22 protein-coding genes and 1 pseudogene are annotated in these 22,520 nt (G+C 61.4%); 12 read left to right on the forward strand and 11 right to left on the reverse strand.

Features of this window, described 5'->3' with window-relative positions; translation table 11 throughout:
* Positions 1 to 355, forward strand: a pseudogene (locus FB009_RS15360) (ISNCY family transposase); the annotation flags it as partial.
* A 639-nt stretch (positions 356 to 994) separates the two neighbouring features.
* Complete coding sequence (locus tag FB009_RS15365) at positions 995 to 3,088, forward strand: oxidoreductase (RefSeq protein ID WP_011975446.1); 2,094 nt, start codon at positions 995 to 997, stop codon at positions 3,086 to 3,088.
* Between the two features lie 95 nt (positions 3,089 to 3,183).
* On the opposite strand, the gene FB009_RS15370 is transcribed toward FB009_RS15365, so the two are convergent.
* Both FB009_RS15370 and FB009_RS15375 read right to left on the reverse strand, forming a co-directional pair.
* On the reverse strand, positions 3,184 to 3,474 hold the full coding sequence (locus FB009_RS15370; RefSeq protein ID WP_018208569.1) for a hypothetical protein: 291 nt from the start codon (positions 3,472 to 3,474) through the stop codon (positions 3,184 to 3,186).
* Between the two features lie 96 nt (positions 3,475 to 3,570).
* Entirely contained in the window at positions 3,571 to 3,843 is a 273-nt protein-coding gene (locus FB009_RS15375) for an usg protein (protein WP_011975444.1), read from the reverse strand.
* A 272-nt stretch (positions 3,844 to 4,115) separates the two neighbouring features.
* On the opposite strand from FB009_RS15375, the gene groES reads away from it, so the two are divergent.
* Positions 4,116 to 4,430: a co-chaperone GroES gene (groES, locus tag FB009_RS15380; RefSeq protein ID WP_011975443.1), complete on the forward strand. Its 315-nt coding sequence runs from the start codon at positions 4,116 to 4,118 to the stop codon at positions 4,428 to 4,430.
* Between the two features lie 45 nt (positions 4,431 to 4,475).
* Positions 4,476 to 6,104, forward strand: coding sequence for a chaperonin GroEL (groL, locus tag FB009_RS15385; protein WP_011975442.1), 1,629 nt, complete (start codon positions 4,476 to 4,478; stop codon positions 6,102 to 6,104).
* A 71-nt stretch (positions 6,105 to 6,175) separates the two neighbouring features.
* On the opposite strand, the gene FB009_RS15390 is transcribed toward groL, so the two are convergent.
* The 3 genes from FB009_RS15390 to apnL all read right to left on the reverse strand — a co-directional run bounded on the left by FB009_RS15390 (position 6,176) and on the right by apnL (position 10,277).
* A complete protein-coding gene (locus tag FB009_RS15390; protein ID WP_011975441.1) occupies positions 6,176 to 6,937 on the reverse strand; it encodes a DUF899 domain-containing protein in 762 nt (253 codons plus the stop codon).
* 230 nt (positions 6,938 to 7,167) lie between these two features.
* Complete coding sequence (locus FB009_RS15395; RefSeq protein ID WP_011975440.1) at positions 7,168 to 8,466, reverse strand: four-carbon acid sugar kinase family protein; 1,299 nt, start codon at positions 8,464 to 8,466, stop codon at positions 7,168 to 7,170.
* Positions 8,463 to 10,277, reverse strand: a complete 1,815-nt coding sequence (gene apnL, locus FB009_RS15400) for a D-apionate lactonase (RefSeq protein WP_011975439.1) — start codon at positions 10,275 to 10,277, stop codon at positions 8,463 to 8,465. Before apnL ends, FB009_RS15395 begins: the two co-directional genes overlap by 4 nt.
* A gap of 265 nt (positions 10,278 to 10,542) precedes the next feature.
* Here apnL and FB009_RS15405 point away from each other — a divergent pair, with 265 nt between their 5' ends.
* Positions 10,543 to 10,935 (forward strand): GFA family protein, encoded by a 393-nt coding sequence (locus FB009_RS15405; RefSeq protein WP_018010880.1) that lies wholly within the window; start codon positions 10,543 to 10,545, stop codon positions 10,933 to 10,935.
* Between the two features lie 37 nt (positions 10,936 to 10,972).
* Here the strand turns inward: FB009_RS15405 and FB009_RS15410 are convergent, their stop codons facing one another.
* Positions 10,973 to 12,481 carry a winged helix-turn-helix domain-containing tetratricopeptide repeat protein gene (locus FB009_RS15410; protein ID WP_028054099.1) on the reverse strand — a complete coding sequence of 503 codons (1,509 nt, stop codon included), beginning with the start codon at positions 12,479 to 12,481 and terminating at the stop codon, positions 10,973 to 10,975.
* Between the two features lie 228 nt (positions 12,482 to 12,709).
* Between FB009_RS15410 and FB009_RS15415 the strand changes: the two genes are divergently transcribed.
* The gene (locus FB009_RS15415; protein WP_011975436.1) at positions 12,710 to 13,876 is read left to right on the forward strand and encodes an MFS transporter; all 1,167 of its coding nucleotides are present in this window, start codon (positions 12,710 to 12,712) and stop codon (positions 13,874 to 13,876) included.
* Positions 13,877 to 13,959: 83 nt separating this feature from the next.
* Here the strand turns inward: FB009_RS15415 and FB009_RS15420 are convergent, their stop codons facing one another.
* Complete coding sequence (locus FB009_RS15420; protein WP_011975435.1) at positions 13,960 to 14,715, reverse strand: SDR family NAD(P)-dependent oxidoreductase; 756 nt, start codon at positions 14,713 to 14,715, stop codon at positions 13,960 to 13,962.
* 167 nt (positions 14,716 to 14,882) lie between these two features.
* Between FB009_RS15420 and FB009_RS15425 the strand changes: the two genes are divergently transcribed.
* The 6 genes from FB009_RS15425 (at position 14,883) to FB009_RS15450 (ending at position 18,973) form a co-directional block, all read left to right on the forward strand.
* The gene (locus FB009_RS15425; RefSeq protein ID WP_011975434.1) at positions 14,883 to 15,464 is read left to right on the forward strand and encodes a L,D-transpeptidase; all 582 of its coding nucleotides are present in this window, start codon (positions 14,883 to 14,885) and stop codon (positions 15,462 to 15,464) included.
* 189 nt (positions 15,465 to 15,653) lie between these two features.
* The gene (locus FB009_RS33155) at positions 15,654 to 15,794 is read left to right on the forward strand and encodes a hypothetical protein (RefSeq protein ID WP_018010877.1); all 141 of its coding nucleotides are present in this window, start codon (positions 15,654 to 15,656) and stop codon (positions 15,792 to 15,794) included.
* Between the two features lie 160 nt (positions 15,795 to 15,954).
* The gene (locus tag FB009_RS15435) at positions 15,955 to 16,539 is read left to right on the forward strand and encodes a hypothetical protein (protein WP_011975433.1); all 585 of its coding nucleotides are present in this window, start codon (positions 15,955 to 15,957) and stop codon (positions 16,537 to 16,539) included.
* Between the two features lie 169 nt (positions 16,540 to 16,708).
* Positions 16,709 to 17,296 carry a protein-S-isoprenylcysteine O-methyltransferase gene (locus tag FB009_RS15440; protein ID WP_011975432.1) on the forward strand — a complete coding sequence of 196 codons (588 nt, stop codon included), beginning with the start codon at positions 16,709 to 16,711 and terminating at the stop codon, positions 17,294 to 17,296.
* A 10-nt stretch (positions 17,297 to 17,306) separates the two neighbouring features.
* Positions 17,307 to 18,092, forward strand: a complete 786-nt coding sequence (locus FB009_RS15445) for a hypothetical protein (protein WP_011975431.1) — start codon at positions 17,307 to 17,309, stop codon at positions 18,090 to 18,092.
* Positions 18,089 to 18,973: an SDR family NAD(P)-dependent oxidoreductase gene (locus tag FB009_RS15450; protein ID WP_011975430.1), complete on the forward strand. Its 885-nt coding sequence runs from the start codon at positions 18,089 to 18,091 to the stop codon at positions 18,971 to 18,973. Before FB009_RS15445 ends, FB009_RS15450 begins: the two co-directional genes overlap by 4 nt.
* 107 nt (positions 18,974 to 19,080) lie before the next feature.
* Here FB009_RS15450 and tgt read toward each other — a convergent pair whose 3' ends face one another.
* From tgt to FB009_RS15470, 4 genes are all read right to left on the reverse strand, one after another.
* Positions 19,081 to 20,211, reverse strand: coding sequence for a tRNA guanosine(34) transglycosylase Tgt (tgt, locus tag FB009_RS15455; RefSeq protein ID WP_011975429.1), 1,131 nt, complete (start codon positions 20,209 to 20,211; stop codon positions 19,081 to 19,083).
* The gene (queA, locus tag FB009_RS15460) at positions 20,212 to 21,294 is read right to left on the reverse strand and encodes a tRNA preQ1(34) S-adenosylmethionine ribosyltransferase-isomerase QueA (protein WP_011975428.1); all 1,083 of its coding nucleotides are present in this window, start codon (positions 21,292 to 21,294) and stop codon (positions 20,212 to 20,214) included.
* Between the two features lie 77 nt (positions 21,295 to 21,371).
* Entirely contained in the window at positions 21,372 to 21,881 is a 510-nt protein-coding gene (locus FB009_RS15465; RefSeq protein ID WP_011975427.1) for a peptidylprolyl isomerase, read from the reverse strand.
* A 24-nt stretch (positions 21,882 to 21,905) separates the two neighbouring features.
* Positions 21,906 to 22,496: a peptidylprolyl isomerase gene (locus FB009_RS15470; RefSeq protein ID WP_011975426.1), complete on the reverse strand. Its 591-nt coding sequence runs from the start codon at positions 22,494 to 22,496 to the stop codon at positions 21,906 to 21,908.
* Between the last annotated feature and the right edge of the window lie 24 nt (positions 22,497 to 22,520).

Raw genomic sequence — 22,520 nt, forward strand, 5'->3', positions numbered from 1 at the left:
TGAGGAGACCGAGGTGACGCGCGGGCTGGTCGGTCGCTATGTCGAGACCTACGCCTATGCCGACGGCCGGCTCGATGTGCGGTGGAAAGGCCATTGCCTGCCCTACCGGGTATTCGACAAGGACCAGCGGGTGACGCATGCGGCGATCACCGAGAACAAGCGGCTCGGTGATGTCCTGGCCTACATCAAGGCGCGCCAGGACGAGCGGCCGGCGCCGAAGGTGAAGACCAACAGCGAGAAGATCGGCTACCGACCGCGTGGCCGCAAGCCGGGCAAGCGGACGGATTTCACCAACGATCCAGCGGTCATTGCCCGACGGCGACAAGCGCTCTCTGAGCTCGATGCGGCGGAATGACTGGCTGCTGCAACTGTCAAAGCTAAAGCCGAAGGGGTGCCCTTCACCCGCCCCCTCCCTTCCCTTGCAACCCGGCCCAGCCGGTCCGGTCGGGGGCTTGGCTCAGTGCCAGTGGGGATGTCGCGTGTCGCATTTCTAAATGGTTGGTGAGGCACCCAAAGTGACATTTCAACTTTGCCCAACGGCGGACAGTTCAACATGGCCGCCACACTCCATGTAGCCGGGTGGGTTCAAGGATGAAGTGCGACATTCCAATAAAAACAAAGGCTTCGCCTTGGAGATTTTTGGATGTCGCTTTGCTATTTGCAATTCACCCTTCTCGATCGCCGACGCGCTCATCAGCTTCTCGAACGTAATCGCCGCTGTATTCAGGAAAACTCGGCAGCATGAAAGGTATTGCGCTTCAGCTCACGATAGAGCGTAGATCGCCAACGAGCTGATTTCATTGCCCATTCCAAGGGCGGGACGACGATTTTATCCCAGCTCGGGTGCTTGATCCGAGTGATCGTCAAGCGCGCGTCTGATATTATACGACCGTATAACAATACACTTGCGTCGCGGAAGGTTCACGATATTTTGGCGGCCACCCCACGGCCGCGCCCATGCTGCGGTCCGCAACTCCTTTCAGGATGGCAGGACATGTCCCGAGATCCCCGCTTCGATATTCTCTTCGAGCCCGTCAAGATTGGCCCCGTCACGGCACGCAACCGTTTCTATCAGGTGCCCCACTGTTCCGGCATGGGCTACCGCTACCCCAATGCGGAAGCCCATCTGCGCGGCATGAAGGCGGAAGGCGGTTGGGCCGTCGTCTCCACCCAGGAAGCGGAGATTCATCCGACATCGGACCTGACACCGGCCAACGAAGCTCGACTCTGGGACGACGGCGACCTGCCGGCGCTCAACGCCGTTACGGAGCGCATCCACGCCCATGGGAGTCTTGCCGCCATACAGCTCGTGCATAACGGCCTGCACGTCGCCAACCGCTTCAGCCGGATGATCCCACTGGCGCCCTCACATGCAATTAGCGACAGCCTCGACCCGGTCCAGGCGCGCGCAATGGACAAGACCGACATCGCCGACATGCGCGGCTGGTATCGCAGTGCCGCATTACGCGCAAAAAGGGCCGGATTCGACATCGTCTATCTCTATGCCGGCCACGACATGAGCGTGTTGCAGCACTTCCTCTCCCGCCGCCACAACGACCGCAGCGACGAATATGGCGGCTCCTTCGAAAACCGGCTCCGTCTGTTCCGGGAGATTCTGGATGACGTGCGCGAGGCGATCGGCGACAGCTGCGCGCTTGCCGTGCGCCTTGCCGTCGACGAGCTCATGGGTCCCTCCGGCATCACCTGTGAAGGGGAAGGAAAAGACATCATCTCGGCGCTCGCAGAGTTCCCCGATCTCTGGGACGTCAACCTGTCCGGCTGGTCGAACGACAGCCAGACGGCCCGCTTCTCCGAGGAAGGCTACCAGGAGCCGTATATACGCTTCGTCAAATCCGTCACGACCAAGCCGGTGGTCGGCGTCGGCCGCTATACATCACCGGACAGTATGGTTCGGGTTGTCAAGCAGGGCATCGTCGACTTCATCGGCGCCGCGCGCCCGTCGATTGCCGATCCCTACCTGCCGAAGAAGATCGAGGAAGGCCGCATCGATGACATCCGCGAATGCATCGGCTGCAACATCTGCACCTCCGGCGACAACACGAATGTGCCGATGCGCTGCACACAGAACCCGACGATCGGCGAGGAATGGCGTAAGAGCTGGCATCCGGAAACCATCGCAATCTCCGTCGCTCCCGAACCTGCCCTCATCATCGGTGGCGGTCCGGCAGGTCTCGAAGCGGCACGGGCGCTTGCCCAGCGCGGCGTCGATGTCGTGCTGGCGGAAGGCAGCGGCGAATGGGGCGGTCGCGTTGCGCGCGAGTGTCGCTTGCCCGGCCTTTCGACCTGGGGCCGCGTGCGCGACTGGCGTATCGGCCAACTCAGCACCCGCGTCAACGCCGGACTTTACCTGCACAGCCGCCTCTCCGCCTCCGATGTGCTGCAATATGGTATTCCCCATGTAGCGATCGCGACTGGCGCGCGCTGGCGCATCGACGGCGTCGGCCGGACACACAGAGTACCACTCGAGTTTCTCTCGCAAGGCACCCTCGTCTCTCCCGACACCATCCTTTCCGATGGGCCGCAGGCGGTGCCGGCCGGTGGACCTGTCATCGTCTTCGACGACGATTGCTTTTATATGGGCAGCGTGCTCGCCGAACTGCTCGCCAAGGCCGGCCGCATGGTCACCTTCATCACGCCGGAATCCCAGGTCTCCCCCTGGAGCAAAAACACGCTGGAACAGGAACGTGTTCAAAAGCGCCTCATCGAACTCGGGGTCGAGATCGTCACGGCCATGGCTCTTGCCGGACGCACGAAAGATCAGCTGGAACTGTCGTGCGTCTACAGCGGCAGGACCCGTCCGGTCGATTGCGCCACCCTCGTCCCGGTCACTGCCCGCCTGCCCTACGAAACTCTGTGGCTGGAGCTCAAGGCACGCGAAGAAGAGTGGGCTGACGCCGGCGTCAAAACCGTGACCCGCCTCGGCGACTGTCTCGCGCCCGGCCTGATCGCCGCCGCGGTCTATTCCGGCCATCAATATGCGCGAAACTTTCAGGAACAGGTCGATAGAGATCAGGTTCCATTCATGCGGGAAGATGTTGCAAGACTATATAATCTTCGCTCGGCGTAGAACCGGGGGCCTTAAGTCAGCGCGCAAGCAGGTCCCCTACCCTCTGTGCCCATCGTTGCACTTTGGACCAGACGCGGGCGGGAACGCATCTCGCTCTAATGCACGGCCGTGCTCACCATCGGGTACGGGTTCACGGCCCTGAATTGCGAAATCATTGCGGCTGCCTGTTCCAGGACGCGCTCGGCCGCATCCAGTTGATCGCGCGCCAATTCGTCGGCATGGACGAGAATTGCCTCCGCCATATTGCTCGACAGTGCTGCATAGCGGCCGTCGCCACCGGCAAAGGCTTCGCGAGCCGTGCCTTCAAGCACCTTGGCGACGTTGGCGAAAATCTCCTCGCGTTCTTCGACGCTGAGGTTCCGGATCGACTTTCTTTCTGCTTCCATTTGGTCACCCACTCTAAACCAGACATTGTGACGAGCCGAGCGTTCCAAGCCTCGGCTGCCGGTAGCAGCTAAGAAGCCATAATCTGTCTTTCAAGGTCAGTGGACGTGGAATTCGCCATCGAGCTGCCGCCACTCGCTCGGGCCGATCAGGCTCTTGTGGGTGAAGCGCACAGAGTGGAGCGGCCCGTCCAGATTGGCCTGCCAGAAGTCGAGAAATCTGCGCATCTGGGGGAATTCCGGGGCGACGTCGTAGTCCTGCCATACATAGGTCTGCAGGACGGATTCGAAGTCGGGAATGCGGTAAAGAATGTGCGCCGTTGTCAGGCCATAGCCGTTGAGCTGACGCTCGAAATCCGATGAAAATCGCATGCTAGATCTCCGTCATGTGGTCTGCCGATCGCCGCTGGTCATGTCGGCTCCGGCCTACCCTAACGCCAATGCGAATTTCTTGTTCCTTTCCAGCCTGTTAGCAGCCAGACAGAAGCGCTGCTATTTTTTTTCGAGGACCTCTTGAAATCAGTTTCCGGCCCAACCAGATCATCCCGCGCGAAGTGCTCAAGCGAGGCTTCGCACCCGCCTGGATTGGTCATCCGGTCCGGGTCGGGGAGCTAGATCATCAATGTTTGTCCACGGAGGAAAACATGGCGTTCCGACCGCTTCATGATCGTATTCTCGTCCGACGCGTCGAGTCCGAAGAAAAGACCAAAGGCGGCATCATCATTCCCGACACTGCCAAGGAGAAACCCCAGGAGGGCGAAGTCATCGCTGTGGGTCCTGGAGCGCGCAACGAGCAGGGCCAGGTCCAGCCGCTCGATGTCAAGGCTGGTGATCGCATTCTGTTCGGCAAATGGTCCGGCACGGAGATCAAGATCCACGGCGAGGACCTGCTGATCATGAAGGAAAGCGATGTCATGGGTATCATCGAGGCGCAGCCTGCCGAGCAGATCGCCGCCTGATGATGCGATACACAGTCAAAAAGCTGCCTGTTGAGGAGTGAAGAAATGGCTGCGAAAGAAGTCAAATTTCAAGCCGACGCGCGCGAGCGCATGCTGCGAGGTGTCGATGTACTTGCCAATGCCGTAAAGGTAACCCTTGGCCCGAAGGGCCGCAACGTCGTCATCGACAAATCCTTCGGTGCGCCGCGGATCACTAAGGACGGCGTGTCCGTCGCCAAGGAAATCGAACTTGAGGACAAGTTCGAGAATATGGGCGCGCAAATGCTGCGCGAAGTTGCATCCAAGACCAACGATCTGGCGGGAGACGGAACGACGACCGCCACGGTACTCGCTCAGGCGATCGTTCGGGAAGGCGCCAAGGCCATTGCCTCAGGCATGAACCCGATGGACCTGAAGCGCGGCATCGATCTCGCAGTCGATGCGGTCGTGAAAGAATTGAAGAGCAACGCCCGGAAAATCTCCCAGAATTCCGAGATTGCCCAGGTTGGCACCATTTCCGCCAATGGCGATACCGAGATCGGGCGTTATCTCGCCGAGGCGATGGAGAAAGTCGGCAATGAAGGGGTGATCACGGTTGAGGAAGCCAAGACGTCCGATACGGAGCTCGAGGTCGTCGAGGGCATGCAGTTCGACCGCGGCTATCTCTCGCCTTACTTCGTCACCAATCAGGACAAGATGCGGGTGGAGCTGGAGGATCCCTATATCCTCATCCACGAGAAGAAGCTTTCCAATCTGCAGTCGATACTGCCGGTGCTTGAAGCCGTGGTCCAATCCGGCAAGCCGCTGCTCATCATCGCCGAGGACGTCGAAGGAGAGGCGCTCGCCACCCTCGTCGTCAACAAGCTGCGTGGCGGCCTCAAGGTTGCTGCCGTCAAGGCTCCCGGCTTCGGCGACCGCCGCAAGGCCATGTTGGAAGACATTGCCATCCTGACCGGCGGAACCGTGGTTTCGGAAGACCTTGGCATCATGCTGGAAAACGTCACGCTCGAAATGCTCGGCCGGGCCAAGAAGGTCTCCATCGAGAAGGAGAACACGACCATCATCGATGGCGCAGGTTCGAAAACCGAGATCGAGGGGCGGACCGCACAAATCCGCGCGCAGATCGAAGAAACCACCTCGGACTATGACCGCGAGAAGCTGCAAGAACGTCTTGCCAAGCTCGCTGGCGGCGTTGCAGTCATCCGAGTGGGCGGCTCGACTGAAGTCGAGGTGAAGGAGAAGAAGGACCGCGTGGACGACGCCCTGCATGCGACCCGCGCGGCAGTCGAGGAAGGCATCCTGCCCGGCGGCGGCATCGCGCTCCTGCGGGCCGTCAATGCTCTTGACGGTCTCAAGACCGCCAACGACGATCAGCGCGTGGGAATCGAGATCGTGCGCCGCGCGATTGAAGCTCCCGTCCGCCAGATTGCCGAAAATGCCGGAGCGGAAGGCTCGATCATCGTCGGCAAGCTGCGCGAGAAGGTCGAGTTCTCCTATGGCTGGAACGCCCAGACCAATGAATATGGTGACCTCTACACCATGGGCGTGATCGACCCGGTTAAAGTCGTCCGCACGGCGCTTCAGGATGCCGCGTCGGTGGCCGGTCTTCTCGTCACGACTGAAGCCATGATCGCCGAGAAGCCCAAGAAGGAATCGACGCCGGCGCTTCCGGCCGGCGGCGGCATGGACTTTTAAGCGATCGACCCTGGACCCGCCCTGCCCCAGGGGCGGGTCTCCCCCCGTTCAGTTCGAGGAGGGAACCCGACTCACGGCTTGGGGTTTGTCTCCTGATTCCGGAAGGCGGCCTCTCCCGCGTCGGACACTTCGACCCACTTCTTGTCCGGCTCGGCGTCCTTCACATAGCTGTCGTGCCAATTCCACCACTTGTAGGCCGGCGTCTGGGGGTAGCCCTCCGGCGACTCTTCCCATACCTCCTGACGCCCTAGCGGAGTGATATCGAGGTAATTCCACGTGCTTCCCATCTGCTCATCGCCGCGATTGTTGACGAAGTAGGTACGGAACACGCGATCGCCGTCGCGATAGAACACATTCGTTCCATGCCACTCATCCACGCCGAAGTCGGCATCGAAGCCGTCTGTAAGCGTGAACCACGGCATCTTCCAGCCCATCTGTGCCTTCAGCCGTGCTATTTCCGACTGCGGCGCACGCGAGACGAAGACGAGGGTAGTGTCCCGGGCGTTCAGATGCGCAACATGCGCCACCTGGTCGGCCACCATCGAGCAACCTCGGCACGCGTGGTCCGGCCAGCCGAACACGCCCGGCTCGAAGAAGGCACGGTAGACGATCAGCTGACGACGACCTTCGAACAGGTCGACAAGACTGACCGGCCCCGCGGGGCCTTCAAAGGTATACTCTTTCTCCACCGCCATCCATGGCATCCGACGGCGTTCGGCAGCCAAGGCATCTCGGGCACGCGTGAGCGCTTTTTCCTTTAGCAGCAGTTCTTGGCGGGCGGCCTCCCACGCCTGGGGCGGAATGACGGGTGGCATATGCATTGATCTTGCCATGGCTTGACACCTCCGGTTTGCGCGCGCTGCCGCGCCTCATTTGGCGCGTCCCAATCGCTGCTCGTTTACTGGCTTGTTTCTGTCTTGAGCCAGTCTGGCATCGGAAAGCCGTCTGTGAGAGTAACAAATTTGACGGCATTCCGCCGGAGGCGGTTCCGTCGGATATCGCACGTGCGCATCCACGAACGCGTGAGCTATTTGTATACGCGCCTTGACTGCTTGCGGTGCGGTCAGATGTCTCGAACGATCGTGAAATAGGCATCCGTGCCTACCTGACCGCCCTTGAACGCGATTTCGAGTGTCCTGGTGCCGGCCTCCGTGGAAGCCGTACAAAGCGGTGATCCGGGACAGCCAGGCAGCGGAACCAGCAGCTCCAGCGCCTGGATTGCCAGCCGCCGAATCGCGTGACTGGAGGTATCGCCGCCGGCAACCACCGCGCGGCGCAAGCCATGGCGCCCGACAATCTCGGCAAGGATTCGACCGAGCCCTGAGCCGATGGCATGGCCGCTTTCCGCCGCGCCGCCGTAATCCGCCTGGCCGATCGCCGTGTAGAACAGCGGGCTTTTCCCGCTGGCGAGCACATCACCCGCGGTCACCAGCGCATTCGCGACGGTCGATTCCTGGTCTTCAACCAGGCTGCGGGGGTCGACGTGAATGCCTTCGAAGCCGTTTTGCATCGCATGGCGGATCTGCCGTTCGGTGGTAGGCGAGCAACTGCCTGAAACAACCGCGATCGGTCCACGGCTTCCCGGCGGAGAAATATTGCGGGGCACTCCCGCAAGCGGCGTTCCGGCCGCTTCCGCCACGAGCGCATATTCCACTCCCGAGGAGCCGACGATGAACGGCGAAACGTCGCGCGAGGCCCAGATGAGTTGTCCGGCCCGGACCTTGCTCTCTTCGTCCAGCACATCTACGAGCGCCACGGGATTCCGCACTGCAACGGCTTTCAGCTCTTCGATTGCGGTTTGGCTCTTCAACTGCACGAAATCGACGAGTCCTACCGTTTTCCTCGTCTGGCGCATCAGGTGCTGCCGCAGGTCAGCCTCGTCCGCCGGCGTCACCGGATGGCGGGCCATGACGGGATGCCGGTCGATCCGGAAGATGTCCGGCCCGAAATGCGCAAACAGATGTCCGAAGGCCGTATAGCGCTTCAACTCCGGCGCGCCGACGACCAGAAGGGTCGAAGCCTGATCGAAGACCGCCGCGCCGATATCGAGAGCGCGGCCGATGCTTCCGGCTTTGGGACTGGAATCGAACGTCGAGCAAACCTTGTAATGGCAAAGGACGGACCCTGACTGCTTCATCCACTCGAAGACAGGCGGCAGGTTCCTGTCCATCCATTCGGGCGTTTCGCTGCGGCTGGTTCCTGCGATCCCAATCGCCTGCCGGTCGGAGAAGCGCGCCGCTAATTCTTCACCTGGAATGTCGGTGAAAAGCACGGTCGGGCAGCCGCGCGTGGCGAGCGCCTCCATCACGTCCGTGGAACCAGTGAGGTCGTCGCCATAATAGGTCAGCAGAGGCTTGCTCATCCGCGCGCCTTCACGTCGAACTCGTAAATCCCATATGCTTCGATGACAACCGGGAGCGCTTCGTCGGCACTTGCCCCGTCAAGCACGACTTCGAGGCGTTCCGGCGAAATATTCGCAACCAGAACGGTGTTTCCGCCGCAAAGCGCCAGGACCCGAACCGGGTCGGAACTTTCGACCAGACGAGCCCGCGTTCCGGCAAACCGGGACAGGCGGCATGCCGCCCTGAACGCCGGATAGCGAATTCCCTCACCGACGACGCCGAACGGTCCCGCCAGCGAACCGAGCGTTAGGACGTCGAGACCCGCACTAGCGACGGCCGCCGCATAGCCGACCATCCAGGCAGCGGCGAAAGCCGTCGTCTGGCGGGGATCGTGGGCCGTCATGGTCATCCGTTCCCCGTTCGAATTGGGATTCAGCGCAGCCCCGTAGGGGTTGCTGCGCATGCCGATCGAGGACGGGCCGATACGATAGGGCAGCCGTTCCGCAAAATCGCGAACGGAGCGGGTGACGAAAGGCAGAGCCTCGAGTGTTTCCATGACACTGCGATCGTCCGCGGCGTGCACGAGGGGCGAGGTCGTGTGGGTGATGAAATCCAGCAAATGGACCGGGGGACGCTTGCGGTTCAATTCGGTGAAATAGCTGAACATGCCACCACCGAGCGGCAGACCTGGGAAGGCCTTTCGCGCCGCCGCGTAAACCTCGTCCAGTGGCGGGCATTCCGGCCAGGCACTGCCGGGCGGCGTCGATTTGAGATCCGGCGCCGGACTGACGGCAATCGCAGAAAGGACCAGGCCGGCCCTTTCAACCGCGGCAGCCGCCTCGCGCATCTCAGCATCCGGCGCCTGCCTGCATGGCAGCACCAATTCCAGTGTGGCCGCGGCGCGATAGACGGACAATAGCTTCGCATAGGCCTCCAGCGCCGTCGAATCATGACCCGCAAGCGGGTTGAAATTCAGCACAAGATGCTGGGGGGCGATTTCGCGTAAGGCGTCCAGGGACGCGAATGTCGACGGAAGGTCCTCGGGACGGATGCCGAGACCGAAAGCCGGGACCCGGCCAGCCTCCGGTCCAAGCGACAGGCGAACCGGCGCGCTGCGTTCCGCGGCACAGATCACGGCCGCCGGCCGCCCGGAAAAGGTCAGGGTAATGGCCTGCCTGTTGGCGGCACCCGCCGGCACTACATAGGGCCAAGGGAGCGCAAGCGGCCGGACATAGGTCTTGTAGGACGCATCGGTCCAGTTCCGCTGGTCCTCCATCTCGAATGTGTCGCCTTCCATGCGGCACTCGACGCTGGCGCCGGGAGCGATGGCATGCGTGATCGCACGCATATCCAGAAAAGGCTGTGACGGTTCGATCAAATCGGGGAAACGCGACTCGCGGACCGTGCCGTCCGTATGTTCCACCGTCGCTGGCTGTCCGGCAACGCCGACGATCGGGTGCAGAATCGTAAAACCACAGCGATTCGTTCCGAAGTCGGCATCCGCTACGGCATCGGCTTCAAAGACGAGCTTGCCTCCGGAACTGCCGGCTATCCGGACGCTGATCGCCAGCCGCGCACCCGCCGTGGAGACCGCTTCCGCTTGGTAGGATACGACGAAACTGTCGCCTTGCTCATCGACATCCAGTCCGGAGATCCGCAGTGGATAATTGCCCCAGTTCTCGTCACGCACGAGATATGCGATGGCGCGGATCGCTTCGTGACCGTGCCATCGGATCGTTCGCAAGTTGCCCGCCACCAATTCTGCGGAAAGCGGGCCGGCTGTAAGAATTCGCTCAGGAGCACGTACCTGATTTGCGGCAATTTCGGTCATGCCACCCCATCCATCGCACTCGATGTCATTTGGACCTCCTCCAGCCGTCTTGCTCATTCGAGTAACCGAACTGGTATGATGAGTCAATGATCGTACCTTAGGCGCGTTCTCGACTCATTCCAGTCCTCGTGACGCAATTGCACTGACCGTGTCCTTCGGTGTAAAAATCCAACAGCTTAGAGCGAGCTTATCCCGCTCTAAACCGACGACATTCACGAATTAGGTCGATCCGACCAACATGTCATGACCCTCTAGGAGACGCAGCATGGACCGATACACGGGCGGTTGCCTGTGCGGGAAAGTCCGGATCGTGGCGATAGGCCCCCCGTACCGGGTCGGCATTTGCCACTGTCTCGACTGCCGCAAGCATCATGGCGCCCTTTTTCACGCTTCCGCGATATTCCCTCAGGATGCGGTGACGATCGACGGCGAAACACGCGGCTATGCCAATCGGTTTTTCTGTCCCCGCTGCGGTTCGCCCGTTTTCGGGCGCTCCGGCGATGAAATCGAAGTGAACCTCGGATCCCTTGACGCCCCAGATCAGTTGAGACCGACCTACGAACTCTGGACTGCGCGTCGCGAGTCCTGGTTGCCGCCGTTTCCGCTCTCGAAACTATATGAAGGCGATCGAACCGACACGAGTCGTTTCGAGGAGTAGGCCGCCGAAAGGAGCGGTGGGAGCGCGCGCCGGCGCGTCACTCTGGCAAACCGGCCCCGCGATAGCCGAGGACGAAATGCTCGAGTGTTGCCGCATCGCGGAATGGCTCCGTCGCAGCCCAGTGGCGGATTGTGAAATGCGGATTGCCGACGAGGAATAGCTCGACCTCGGCCCGCGCTTCGTCGAGCCGGCCGAGTTGAGCAAGGCTTGCCGCCAGGAAACGGCGTGAACTTGTACGATAAGTCTCGTCCCTGCGCAGCGTCTCGACAGCGGCCTCGTATTCGCCGGCCGCGTATTGTGCCTGACCGAGCGTCAGATAGTACCAACTCGCCGGAAAAGGGTTCAGCCGGAACGCCCTGCGGATGTGATCGAGGCCTTCCTCGACCTGACCCGCCAGAACGGTGATGTCGGATAGAGCCGCCCAGGCGTCTGCCTCGTTCGGGTCGAGTTCGACCGCTTTGGCGAATTCCGCGTCCGCTTCGGTAAACCTTTGGTCATAGGCAAGAAGGTAAGCCAGGACCCAGCGACAGCCGGCATCGCCGGGGTCGATTGCAACGGCCTTGCGCGCCAGTTCCAAAGCGATGCCACGCGAAGACACGGTCGGTCCGCCGGAATGTACCAATCCCATCCAGTGGTTTATGGCAAGCCAGCGATAGGCCTCGGCATATTCCGGATCGAGCGAAACCGCGCGCGTCAGCATCAGATGCGCCTCCCGCGCCGTCTGAGGCGAATCATCCATCAGCTTGCGTGCTCTGACGCAAAGATCGTAAGCCTCGACATTTTTTGGCCGGTTGCGCGGCGTTGGCGCGCGCAGCCGGCCAAGCAGTGCTTTCACGATCTTGCCGGTGACCTCGTCCTGTACAGAAAAGATATCATCCAGGCTGCGGTCGTAGCGCTCGGCCCATAGATGCTCCCCACTCATCGCGTCGACCAGCTGGGCGTTGATGCGTGCGCGGCCCGCGGCGCGCCTTGCGCTGCCTTGCAGCAGGTAACGGACGCCCAAATCCCGTGCGATTTCGCGAACTTCCATCGTCTTTGCCTTGTAGGCGAAGACCGAGTTGCGTGCGATGACGAACAGGCCCGGAGTCCTGGACAAGTCGGTGATGAGGTCCGCGGTCAAACCATCCGCGAAGGACTCCTGATCAGGGTCCTTGCTCAAATTGACGAAGGGCAGCACGGCTATCGACGGTTTCTCGGGCAGCGGCAGGGCTTCTCGCTTCGCCCCGCCGAGCTGTTCGACGGACTTCGCGAAGCGATAGCCGACGCGCGGAACCGTGACGATCCATTCACCGCGGTCGGCGGCAGGGCCAAGCAGCTTCCGCAGCAGGGCAATCTGGACAGTGAGGTTGCCTTCCTCGACAACCCTGCCCGGCCATGCCGCCTCGATCAGCTCGGCCTTGCTCAGGATTTCTCCGGGCTGTCCGACGAGCGCTGCAAGCAGCTTCACTCCGCGGTAGCCGACGGCAATATGATCGTCGTTCCGAAGGAGCGTTCCAGCACCCGGATCAAGCACGAAGGGACCGAAGGCAAAGCGCATGCGGGGCATAGGGCGCATCTATAATCCGTTTGGATGTTTTTGAAAATTTTTTGGCGCGGCTTAATTACTACGCCGTTCGCGTCCGGCAGAATTCATGCACTTTCCGGTGACGGGCCCGCGGGCCCAAGCCATTAAGGAGGTTACCATGAATGATACTTTCCAAACCGGAACGGCGAAAGTGCCGCATCCGCATAGCAGCCTGGATATTCTGCGATTCATGGTGAGGTGGACCGCGAAATGACCGCCGAAACCACGACATCCCCGCAAGACGATCGAATCCCCTTGGCCGCGATGGCGGGCATTGTCGCGACGGTTACCGTGTTCGCATTGGCACAGGGTCTCACCTATCCGCTCCTCAGCTTCATCCTGGAGCGGCAGGGCACGACCCCCGGCCTGATCGGCTTGTCGGCGGCGATGACTCCGCTGGGTTTCATCATCTCCGCGCCCTTCATTCCGGCACTGGCAGGGCGCGTGGGCGCGGCCCGGTTCGCGACCCTGTGTTCGGCCCTGGCCGCGTCCACCCTGGTCGCGATTGCGTGGACGCAGGAGGTCTGGGCCTGGATGCCGCTACGCTTCCTGCTCGGCTTTTTTGCCAATCCGCTCTACGTGATCAGCGAGACATGGCTGATCACGATCACGCCCGCCTCACGCCGAGGCCGTGTCATGGGGCTCTATTCATCGATTGTTTCGGCTGGCTTTGCCATCGGCCCGCTTTCCCTCGGCATGGCCGGCACCGAAGGCTGGCCGCCCTTCCTGGTGGGAATCGTCGCCTTCCTTCTCTGCGGCCTTATCGTGCTTGCGGTCGTGCCGCGGCTGCCGAAGATGCCGCAGGAAGGCCAGGCGACATCGGTCGGCGGCTTCTTCGCGCTGGCGCCGCTCCTTCTGTTCGCGGTGTTCGCTGCAGCAGCCTTCGAGCAGATCCTGCTTTCCCTGTTCGCGGTCTACGGCGCCGCTCTCGGCAGCGCCGAGGAGCGCATCGCCTCACTTATAACCTGTTTTATAGCCGGCAACGCCGTGCTGCAGATATTGCTGGGCCACGCGGCCGAAAAGTTCGGGTCGACGCGGACCATGTTGTTCTGCGCCATGGCTTCGCTGGCGGGATGCCTGCTGCTGCCCTTGATGTTCGGTTCCTGGCTCATCTGGCCACTCGTGCTCGTCTGGGGCGGCGTCTCGTTCGGCATCTACACCATGTCGCTCATCCAGCTCGGAGAACGGTTTACCGGGCAGGCCCTTATCGCGGGGAACGCGGCTTTCGCCTTCGTTTGGGGTATAGGCGGCATTGCGGGCTCACCGGCGACAGGACTGGCAATGCAACTGATTGGGTACCAGGGGCTGCCATTGTCGCTCGGCCTGCTGTGCTGTGTCCTGATAGTATTGCTGCTGGCGGACAGATGGCGGAGCTGATCGCAGCCTCCATCTGCATGCGCTGCAGCCTTAGAGCGGAGCGGGAAAAGTGCGGACGGTTTTCCGCCTGGAATCAACCTTCCCTAATGGGCCGTGAAAGCTCCGTCGACCGGGTGATAGCTGCCGGTAATGAAACTCGCCTGCTCCGACAGCAGGAAACAGACGAGTGACGCGACCTCCTCGGGTTTTCCGCGCCGGCCGAGCGGCTGCAGTGCTTCGAGGCGCCGCGTTTTCGCAAGTTCCGAGTGCTCCGACAGGAGCGGCGTCTCGATCCAGCCCGGGCCGACCGCATTGATGCGAATGCCCATTCTCGCATACTCAATACCGGCCGCCTTGGTGAGCCCCACGACCCCATGCTTGGCTGCCGTGTAGGCGGACGCGGTTGGCAATGCGACGGCGCCCAGAATCGAGGACATGTTGACGATGGCCCCGCCTCCCTTTCCGAGCATGGCGGCGATCTCGTATTTCATACAGTAGAACACCCCATTCAGATTGACTTCGATCAGCCTGCGCCAATCCTCGAGCGGATAGTCCGCGGTCGCTCTGCGTGGGCCCTCGACGCCGGCATTGTTGACCGCCAGATGCAAGCCGCCGCATTCCCGCACGGCGAAAGCGACCATTTGCTCCACCGCTGCCGAATCGGCAACGTCGACGGTGAAATCCCGAGCCTTCCCCCCATTCGAGCGAATCTCGGCTGCGACGGTGCGCGCCGCATCGGCGTCGCGGTCGGCAACGATGACTTCAGCGCCCTCACCGCCAAGCTGTCTTGACACTGCGGCGCCGATGCCGGACCCTCCGCCGGTCACGATTGCGATCTTTTCTTCCAAGCCGAGCTTCATCGTGCCGCTCCTTATCTCTTTTTTTCCACGGACCAGTCGAGCAGAGGCCCGTTCCGGTCGCAAGAGGATTCATCCTTGCGGTCGTGTCCGTTGTAAGGCTTGGCCGACACGCGCACCGGTGTTAAACACGAAATCGTAGGGACTCACAAATTACTCAGCAGGTGACAATGGAGAACGATCGCATCACGCGCCGGGTACTCGTGCTGGGTAGCCTGGCCCTCTTGGCCTCTGGCTGTGGCTCATTGCGAACGGCCGACAGGCCGCAAACGGCCAGGACCCGTATAGATCCGCGATTCCGCAGGCAGCAAGTCGCCTATCCTGGCGGCGAAGCCCCTGGAACGATCGTCGTCAATACGGCGGAACGATATCTCTATTACGTTCAAGGAGGAGGCTCGGCGATTCGCTACGGCATCGGCGTAGGGGAGGAAGGCCGCACGCTCAAAGGCAGGGCGAAGATCGGCCGCAAGGCAGAATGGCCTTCCTGGACGCCGACCGCGAATATGATTCGCCTCAAGCCGCATCTGGCGCAATATGCCGGCGGCGTAAGCGGTGGACTTCACAATCCGCTCGGAGCCGCCGCCCTCTATCTTTATCGCGGCGGAAACGACACCATGTTCCGGCTGCACGGAACGAACGAGCCCTGGAGCATCGGCCAGGCCGTATCGAGCGGTTGCATCCGTTTGACGAACGAGGATATCGTCGATCTTTACAGCCGTACCCCGGTGGGCACGGCGGTACTGATCGTTTGATGGCGTTTCCCCTAATAATTCGGTATAAATGACTACGCGCCGTGTGTTCCGACACAGTTGATAACCCAGTAACCATAAAGCGGTTATCAACTGTGTCCTTTCTGCACTAGGCCCCGGCGCGAATCGCCACTATTACTTGAAGTGTTGCCTTCGATAACCCATTCCGACTATTGAGGAAAGGACTTCTTGATGAGCCGAATTCTAGTAGTAATGATTGCGTTGCTTTCTGTCGCCGGCCTCACCGCGTGTGATACGATCGGCAAGGGTAAGGGTAAGGCCCCACCGCCCGCTGCCGTAGAAACCGTAGAGCCGGCACCTGTATACAAGTAAGACTGACTTTGTGCCGTGGGGACGCTCGATAAGTGCTTCCCCACGGCACGTTATTCAGGGCTAGACCGGCTGTGAGACTGGCGCCTACTGAGCCAAGAACTCGCGAGAACCGGCCCGGGGTCTGAATCGTCAGAGCTCGGAAGATAATCTGAGTGATGTGATGACGCTTGCACGAGGCCGCATATTCCTTGTGATCCTGGTCGCGCTGGCGGCGGCAGCATGCCAGACACAGGACAAAAATCCCGAACCTCGCTATGTTTCCAGCAGCCTTCATGGGCCGGCGACACTCGAATCGCAAGCGAGAAGCCAGGGATATTTCATCGAATTTCGCTCCCGCTACGCGCTGAGCTACGGGCATACCTACGTCATTTATGGGCGCACGAACAAAGCCGGCGCGGTGGTACAGCGGGCAGTGGCCGGCCTTGCGCCGGCTACGCTCGACCCCACGCCCTATGTCCTCGGTCACTTCGTGCCGGTTCCGGCTGAAACCGGCGCGAGCGACGGCGATCTTGAGGAAGAGTACCGCTCGGCTAGCTGGCGTGTGATGCTGAGCCAGGCGGAATACAACGAAGTCGTGGCTTTCATCGAAGAACTGAAAGCGCGGTCGAAAGTCTGGCACGCGTCGCTTTACAACTGCAATGCCTTCGTCGCGGAAATCGCCCGATCCATGGGCTATAAGACACCCGGCATCTGGCTCAGGCCGCAGGAATTCATTACGAGGCTTCGGGAGATGAACGGCGGGTGAGGTGACGGCGCAGCGCTCGCAATCCCAAGCGGGCTCCCGTTCAAGCCGAACCACGCAGGGCAGCATCGGTAAAGAGAGTTCCCGGCCGATCGTTGACGCCAGATCACGTTCATGATCTTAGAAAGATCCGCCTTAAAGCCACTGTGATCCAAGGACTTGGGAACTGAATATGTCGCTATCCTCCACCGGCGAGATCGCCTGGGTGCTTGGAATCGTCGCCTGGTACTTCATTCGCCGCCCTTACGAACGCCGGGCGAAGCGCGTGCGTGTCGTCAGCCACCGCCGTTCGACCTCCGAGATGCTGGGGCTGTCGGCGGCGCTGCTCGGCCTTGCGATCATTCCCGCCTTTTACGTAGCCACAGGCATTCCGGAGGGAGCCGACCGCCCTGCCCGCATCTGGGCTATCGTGCTCGGCGCTGCGGTTTTCTGCCTGGCCCTGTGGTTTTTTCGCAGAACCCATAAGGAATTGGGTCGAAACTGGTCGATCACACTTGAGATCCGCGACAAGCACGAGCTGATTCGCCGCGGTCCTTATGCTCTGGTCCGCCATCCCATGTATACTTCGTTCCTGCTGATGGGCATGGGCCAGGCTTTCCTGTTGCCGAACTGGGTAGCGGGGCTCGCCGGATTGGCCGGTTTCGCAGTCCTCTTCCTTCTAAGAGTGGACAAGGAGGAACGCATGATGCTGGAGATGTTTGGCGCCGAGTATCGGGACTACATGGGAACGACCAAACGAATCATTCCGTATATTTACTAGAGGTGGCATGATGCGCGGCCGAGCCCTCAAGCTTTCAGCGTCTCGGCGCCTCGTCGGGGATCTGATGCGGTTTTCGATGAAGGTGCCGCGGGTGAGCGTGCAGCGGCGGATGCAACTCGGACCGCTGCTCAAGGCCCGAGCATCGCTTGAGACGAGGCCGTCCTGGACAGCGCTCTTCCTCAAGGGATACGCCCTTCTCGCTCAGGAGACTCCTGAATTGCGGCGGGCCTACGTCAAATTTCCCAAACCGCAGCTCTATGAGTATCCGGGAAGTGTGGCATCAATTGCGCATGAACGGGAATACGAGGGCGAGCGGGTCGTCCTGCTGACGACGATCAAAAACCCCGAGCGGCGTTCGATCGCCGAACTGGGGGCGTTGATGCAGGCCGCGCGAACCAGTCCGGTGCTAGAGGTCAAGGAGTTCCGCCGCGCCTTGAAGATCGCCCGCCTCCCCGGCCCGATCAGATGGCTTCTCATGTGGCTCGGCTTGAATATCGGTCGGCAAAGAGCGCGCCGATTCGGCACCTTTCAGCTCTCGGTCTATTCGGGCCTGGGGGCCGAATCACTTAATCCCCTGACGCCTTTGACCTCCCTTCTCAATTACGGCCCGATCGACGTGGACGGCGGGGTGACCGTGCGGATCCACTATGACCACAGAGTCATGGACGGCGCGAATGTCGCGCGTGCCCTTGAGAGGTTCGAACGGATACTGAACGGGGAAGTCACCACAGAGTTGGAAGCATTCGAAGGCGGACGTGAGATCACCGCTGCAGCGGCGTCCGGAACGGCGCGATGACGGCGCCTGGTCAAGATCGCCCCGCTGTCGTCGTCATCGGTGCGTCGCGCGGAATCGGCAAGGCCATTGCCGACGTGGCCGCCAGGGATGGCGCGCCGGTCGTATTGGTGGCGCGTTCGGCCGAGACGCTCGCCACCGCCGCTGACGATATCCGAAAGGCCGGAGGCGAGGCGTATACACTCTCGCTGGATCTGCTGGCTGAAAATGCGGCCGGCGGTGTCGACGACTTCCTGTCCGCAAACGGCCTGTTCTGCGACGTGCTCGTCAACAGCGCCGGTTTTGGCCTGCGCGGAGGCGCGGCGGTCCTGCCGCTCGAAGAGCAGCTCGGTCTCGTCGATCTCAACATTCGCGCCCTGACAGAGCTCACCTTGCGCCTCCTCCCGGGAATGGTCGCGCGCCGGCGCGGCGGCGTCATCAACCTCGGCTCGGTCGCAAGCTTTACGCCCGGCCCTTACATGGCGCTCTACTACGCCAGCAAGGGTTTCGTTCGCTCGTTTTCAGAAGCGCTGCACCAGGAACTGCGCCGCACCGGTGTGACCGTCACATGCGTGGCTCCCGGTCCGGTCGCAACGGAGTTTCTGTCGACCTCCGGCGCCAATCGCGTCGCACTGTTCAAGATCTTGCCCAAGCTCGAGCCGGGCTATGTCGCTGAAAGGGCCTGGCGCGGTTTCAAAGCAGGCCGCCGTCTGGTGATACCCGGCCTCTCGGCCAAGCTGACGATTCTGTTGGCTACGCTGGTGCCCTCGGCAATCATGCTCCCCCTGATCGGCCGGCTGCAGCGCAGGAGCAAGGATCCTTGCCCCTGCGGTTCGGGTAGGAGCTACACGGCATGCTGCGGCGCTCGCGGCAGCTCTCGCGACATCTCAACGCAAAGCGGATAGCGGGGCATCCAGAACCCCGGGCGTAAAGCAGTTGCCTTTCAGGCGCGCGTTGCGACGGGCTATGTATGAAGATTAAGTAATCTCCATACGACCTTGATTTTACATGATTACACGGGGGCGAGATCGCCGCGCTGCCAGCCTTCGATGGTCTCCGCCATGAAATCGGAATAGCGCCCTTCCTCGATCGCCTTGCGGATACCGGCCATCAGCTCCTGATAATAGGCCAGATTGTTCCAGCTTAGCAGCATCCCGCCAAGCGATTCGTTTGAACGAATCAGGTGGTGCAGGTAAGCGCGCGAATAGTCGCGCGCCGCCGGACAGGAGGACTGTTCGTCGAGTGGGCGCGCATCCTCCGCGTGTCGGGCATTACGCAGGTTGATACGGCCGTAGCGAGTGAAGGCGAGGCCGTGACGGCCGGAGCGGGTCGGCATGACGCAGTCGAACATATCCACACCATGGGCGACCGACTTCAGGATATCGTCCGGGGTGCCGACGCCCATAAGGTAGCGTGGTTTGTCGGCCGGCAGGACAGGGCAAGTCACGTCGAGCATATCGAGCATCACCTCTTGCGGCTCACCGACGGCGAGGCCGCCTACCGCATAGCCCTTGAGGTCGAGCTCGTTGAGCGCCGACGCCGAGCGTTCACGCAGCTTGGGGATATCGCCGCCCTGAACGATGCCAAACATCGCCTTGCCCGGCTGGTCGCCGAAGGCGACCTTGCAGCGCTCGGCCCAGCGCAGCGACATCTCCATGGCGCGCTCGATTTCGCCGGGTTCTGCCGGCAGCGCGACGCATTCGTCGAGCTGCATCTGAATATCGCTGCCGAGCAAGCCTTGTATTTCGATCGAGCGTTCCGGCGACATATGATAGAGCGCGCCGTCGACATGGCTCTTGAAGGTCACGCCCTGTTCGTTGAGCTTGCGCAAGCTCGACAACGACATGACCTGGAATCCGCCGCTGTCGGTCAGGATCGGTCTATCCCAGCGGATGAACTTGTGCAGACCGCCGAGCCGGGCGACGCGCTCGGCCCCCGGGCGCAGCATCAGGTGATAAGTATTGCCCAGAATGATATCCGCACCCAGCTCGCGGACCTGGTCGAGATACATCGCCTTGACGGTGCCGACGGTGCCGACCGGCATGAAGGCTGGCGTGCGGATCGTCCCGCGAGGCGTCAAGACCTCGCCGCGGCGTGCATTGCCGTCACTTGAAAGCAGTTTGAATTGAAACGCTTCGGTCATTTAGTCTTTCCGGAAGAGCAGGCTCGAATCGCCATAGGAATAGAAACGGTACCCCGTTGCGATCGCATGGGCATAAGCGTCGCGCATTGTTTCGAGCCCCGCGAAGGCCGAGACCAGCATGAACAGGGTCGATTTCGGCAGGTGAAAATTGGTCATCAGCATGTGGGCCGCGCGGAAGCGGTAGCCCGGGGTGATGAAAATGCCGGTTGCGCCCGACCAGGCATGTATAGTGCCGTCTTCGGCGGCTGCGCTCTCGACCAGCCGAAGCGATGTCGTGCCGACACAGACGACACGGCCCCCGCGTTCCCGCACTGCATTGAGCTTCGCCGCGGTTACTGCATCGACATGGCCGATTTCCTCATGCATCACATGATCGTCGGTATCGTCCGCCTTGACCGGCAGGAATGTACCGGCCCCGACGTGTAGCGTGACGAAATGCCGCTCAATGCCTGCCTCGTCGAGCATGGCGAACAGGCGATCGGTGAAATGCAGCCCCGCAGTCGGCGCCGCCACCGCGCCTTCCTCGCGCGCATAGACAGTCTGGTAATCGGTCCGGTCCCGCGCATCGTCGGCACGCTTGGACGCAATGTAAGGCGGCAGAGGGATGTGCCCGACGGACATGATCGCTTCATCAAGCGAAGGACCCGAGAGATCGAAGCGAAGCGTCACCTCGCCGGCATCGCCTTTCTCTTCGACCATGGCGTCCAGCGAGCCGAGCAGGCAGGCATTGCCGCCATGCCCGAAGCTGACCCGGTCTCCGGGTTTCAGCCGGCGGGCCGGACGCGCGAAAGCTTTCCAGCGATCAGGCGCAACACGCATATGCAACGTCAGCGACACGGGCGTGCTGATATGCTCACCCCGGTAGCGAACGCCTTCGAGCTGCGCCGGTATGACCTTGGTGTCATTGAAGACCAGCGCATCGCCTTGCCGCAGGAACGACGGCAGATCGAGGACGCCACGATCCTCGAGAACCGGTTCGCCACCGGGACGAACGACGAGCATGCGGGCGCTATCGCGCGGGCTTGCGGGCCTCAGCGCTACGGAATCCTCCGGCAGGTCGAAATCAAACAGGTCTACGCGCATCTAGAATATCAGCCAAAAGCAAACCCGCCCCGGCGGCTCGCGCGACTGGGGCGGGCGTGTCAGTGCATTAGCGCAAATCAGGCGTCGGCGGCAACCCGCATCGAGACGATGGAGTCCGGATCGCGGACCGGTTCGCCGCGCTTGATGGCGTCGATATTCTCCATTCCTTCGACGACCTGACCCCAGACGGAATACTGCTTGTTGAGCCAGGGAGAGTCGGTGAAGCAGATGAAGAACTGGGAATTGGCCGAATTCGGCATCTGGCTGCGAGCCATCGAGCATGTCCCGCGTACATGAGAAACGTCGGAGAATTCGGCCTTCAGGTCCGGCTTGGAGGAACCGCCCATGCCGGCGCGCGCCGGATTGAACTGCTCGCCACCGGTCTTGCCGTATTGCACGTCACCGGTCTGCGCCATGAAGTCGTCGATTACGCGGTGGAAGACCACACCGTCATAGGCGCCTTCGCGTGTCAGCTCCTTGATTCGGGCGACATGGCCCGGAGCCACGTCCGGCAGCAGCTCGATCACCACCCTGCCCTTCGTGGTTTCCATTATGATCGTGTTTTCCGGATCCTTGATCTCGGCCATGATTCTACTCCTTCTGTTTTCGATCTAACTGCCGACCTTAACGCTGACTATGCGGTCTGGATCGGCAACCGCACCATTATTGGCGTCGTCGCCGAGCTTGATCTTGTCGACATTCTCCATGCCTTCCACCACCTTGCCGACGACCGTGTACTGGCCATTGAGGAAGTCGCCGGGTGCGAGCATGATGAAGAATTGGGAATTCGCGCTGTTCGGGTCCTGCGCTCGGGCCATTCCGACCGTACCGCGCTCAAAAGGAACGTCGGAGAACTCGGCCGGGAGGTCGGGCTTGGACGAACCACCGGTCCCGGCGCGATCAGCCTGGTAACCGTCCTTCATGTCGCCGAACTCGACGTCGCCGGTCTGGGCCATGAAGCCCTTGATGACGCGATGAAACGCGACATTGTCATATTCGCCGGCGGCGGCCAGTTCCTTGATCTGCTGCACGTGCTTCGGAGCGATATCCGGACGCAGCTCGATGACGACGGGGCCGTCCTTGAGCTGAACGGTGAGAATGTTTTCGCCAGACTGCGCCACGGCACCTCCCGCAAAGAAGGCGCCTCCCGTGAAGGTGGCGAGCGCCAAGGCTCCGGCAACAGCGAATTGGAGGATCTTCATTGGAACTCCTTGCGTGATGTAAGC

The organism is Sinorhizobium medicae, assembly GCF_007827695.1.
In the GTDB taxonomy this organism is placed as follows: domain Bacteria; phylum Pseudomonadota; class Alphaproteobacteria; order Rhizobiales; family Rhizobiaceae; genus Sinorhizobium; species Sinorhizobium medicae.

Excerpts from the sequence above, each read along its gene's own strand:
- FB009_RS15365 (WP_011975446.1), top strand. The coding sequence starts at position 995 with ATGTCCCGAGATCCCCGCTTCGATATTCTCTTCGAGCCCGTCAAGATT.
- FB009_RS15370 (WP_018208569.1), bottom strand. The coding sequence starts at position 3,474 with ATGGAAGCAGAAAGAAAGTCGATCCGGAACCTCAGCGTCGAAGAACGC.
- FB009_RS15375 (WP_011975444.1), bottom strand. The coding sequence starts at position 3,843 with ATGCGATTTTCATCGGATTTCGAGCGTCAGCTCAACGGCTATGGCCTG.
- groES (WP_011975443.1), top strand. The coding sequence starts at position 4,116 with ATGGCGTTCCGACCGCTTCATGATCGTATTCTCGTCCGACGCGTCGAG.
- groL (WP_011975442.1), top strand. The coding sequence starts at position 4,476 with ATGGCTGCGAAAGAAGTCAAATTTCAAGCCGACGCGCGCGAGCGCATG.
- FB009_RS15390 (WP_011975441.1), bottom strand. The coding sequence starts at position 6,937 with ATGGCAAGATCAATGCATATGCCACCCGTCATTCCGCCCCAGGCGTGG.
- FB009_RS15395 (WP_011975440.1), bottom strand. The coding sequence starts at position 8,466 with ATGAGCAAGCCTCTGCTGACCTATTATGGCGACGACCTCACTGGTTCC.
- apnL (WP_011975439.1), bottom strand. The coding sequence starts at position 10,277 with ATGACCGAAATTGCCGCAAATCAGGTACGTGCTCCTGAGCGAATTCTT.
- FB009_RS15405 (WP_018010880.1), top strand. The coding sequence starts at position 10,543 with ATGGACCGATACACGGGCGGTTGCCTGTGCGGGAAAGTCCGGATCGTG.
- FB009_RS15410 (WP_028054099.1), bottom strand. The coding sequence starts at position 12,481 with ATGCCCCGCATGCGCTTTGCCTTCGGTCCCTTCGTGCTTGATCCGGGT.
- FB009_RS15415 (WP_011975436.1), top strand. The coding sequence starts at position 12,710 with ATGACCGCCGAAACCACGACATCCCCGCAAGACGATCGAATCCCCTTG.
- FB009_RS15420 (WP_011975435.1), bottom strand. The coding sequence starts at position 14,715 with ATGAAGCTCGGCTTGGAAGAAAAGATCGCAATCGTGACCGGCGGAGGG.
- FB009_RS15425 (WP_011975434.1), top strand. The coding sequence starts at position 14,883 with ATGGAGAACGATCGCATCACGCGCCGGGTACTCGTGCTGGGTAGCCTG.
- FB009_RS33155 (WP_018010877.1), top strand. The coding sequence starts at position 15,654 with ATGAGCCGAATTCTAGTAGTAATGATTGCGTTGCTTTCTGTCGCCGGC.
- FB009_RS15435 (WP_011975433.1), top strand. The coding sequence starts at position 15,955 with ATGACGCTTGCACGAGGCCGCATATTCCTTGTGATCCTGGTCGCGCTG.
- FB009_RS15440 (WP_011975432.1), top strand. The coding sequence starts at position 16,709 with ATGTCGCTATCCTCCACCGGCGAGATCGCCTGGGTGCTTGGAATCGTC.
- FB009_RS15445 (WP_011975431.1), top strand. The coding sequence starts at position 17,307 with ATGCGCGGCCGAGCCCTCAAGCTTTCAGCGTCTCGGCGCCTCGTCGGG.
- FB009_RS15450 (WP_011975430.1), top strand. The coding sequence starts at position 18,089 with ATGACGGCGCCTGGTCAAGATCGCCCCGCTGTCGTCGTCATCGGTGCG.
- tgt (WP_011975429.1), bottom strand. The coding sequence starts at position 20,211 with ATGACCGAAGCGTTTCAATTCAAACTGCTTTCAAGTGACGGCAATGCA.
- queA (WP_011975428.1), bottom strand. The coding sequence starts at position 21,294 with ATGCGCGTAGACCTGTTTGATTTCGACCTGCCGGAGGATTCCGTAGCG.
- FB009_RS15465 (WP_011975427.1), bottom strand. The coding sequence starts at position 21,881 with ATGGCCGAGATCAAGGATCCGGAAAACACGATCATAATGGAAACCACG.
- FB009_RS15470 (WP_011975426.1), bottom strand. The coding sequence starts at position 22,496 with ATGAAGATCCTCCAATTCGCTGTTGCCGGAGCCTTGGCGCTCGCCACC.